This window comes from Sinorhizobium fredii USDA 205 (assembly GCF_001461695.1).
Taxonomy (GTDB): Bacteria; Pseudomonadota; Alphaproteobacteria; order Rhizobiales; family Rhizobiaceae; genus Sinorhizobium; species Sinorhizobium fredii.
The window spans coordinates 1-1,111 of the sequence record NZ_AUTC01000095.1 but is presented as its reverse complement, the minus strand read 5'-3'; the positions used below and the strand labels follow the sequence as shown (position 1 = coordinate 1,111).

Genomic DNA, 1,111 nt, shown 5'->3' with positions numbered 1-1,111 from the left:
ATGCTCAGCGACGACGAGGCGCCGCCTGTCGACCGGCCGAATCTTTCCAAGGACTACCTTGCCGGCAAGGCGCCGGAGAGCTGGGTCCCGCTCCGGGGAGAGAGCTATTATTCCAAGAACCAGATCGACCTGCGTCTCGGGACGCAAGCGGTTCGCATCGAGCCACGGACCCGCGAGGTCATCCTCGCTAGCGGATACCCGGTCCCTTATGACAGGTTGCTGCTGGCGACCGGTGCAGAGCCGGTTCGCCTGACGATTCCGGGTGCCGACCAGCCCCATGTTCACACGCTGCGCTCGCTCTCCGACTGCCGGGCCATAATCGAGCAGGCCGCGACGGCCCGCCGGGTGGTCGTGCTTGGAGCGAGTTTCATTGGCCTCGAAGTTGCCGCGGCCCTGTGCGCTCGCGGCGTCGAAGTCCATGTCGTCGCACCCGACAAGCACCCAATGGGGCGGGTCCTGGGTCCGCAGATGGGCAACTTCATCCGGACCCTTCACGAGAAGAACGGAGTCGTTTTCCACCTCGAGGAGATTGCAAGCAGCATCAATGGCGGCGAGGTGAAACTGCGCAGCGGCGACACGCTGGCCGCCGACCTCGTTGTCGCCGGCATCGGCGTACGGCCGCGGACGGGGCTCGCCGAAACGGCAGGGCTGACAATTGACCGCGGCATCGTGGTGAATGGCTTTCTGGAAACCAGCGAACAGGGGATCTTCGCGGCGGGTGATATCGCGCGCTGGCCCGATCCTCATAGCGGAGAGAACATTCGCGTCGAACATTGGGTGGTAGCCGAGAGGCAAGGGCAGACCGCGGCGCACAATATGCTCGGCCGGAGCGAGAAGTTTAATGCCGTGCCGTTCTTCTGGAGCCAGCACTACGACGTCAGGATCAATTATGTCGGCCATGCGGAACGATGGGACGAAATCATGGTCGAAGGCGACATAGCCGGCCGGGACTGTCTGCTGCGCTTCAAGTGCGACGGCCGCGTATTGGCTGCCGCTTCGATATCCCGTGACATCGAAAATCTGATGATCGAGGTGGCAATGGAGCATGAAATGGTCGCCTGCTGACGAGCCAGGCGCCAAAGGCTCGCACCGCCGCAGCGAAGAAAGGAGG

General features: G+C 63.2%; 1 protein-coding gene. It reads left to right on the top strand.

The features are described from left to right. Positions 1–1,065 (top strand): NAD(P)/FAD-dependent oxidoreductase (locus tag N181_RS10315; protein ID WP_060563363.1); only part of this gene is annotated, 1,065 nt, incomplete at its 5' end. Positions 1,066–1,111 lie beyond the last annotated feature (46 nt).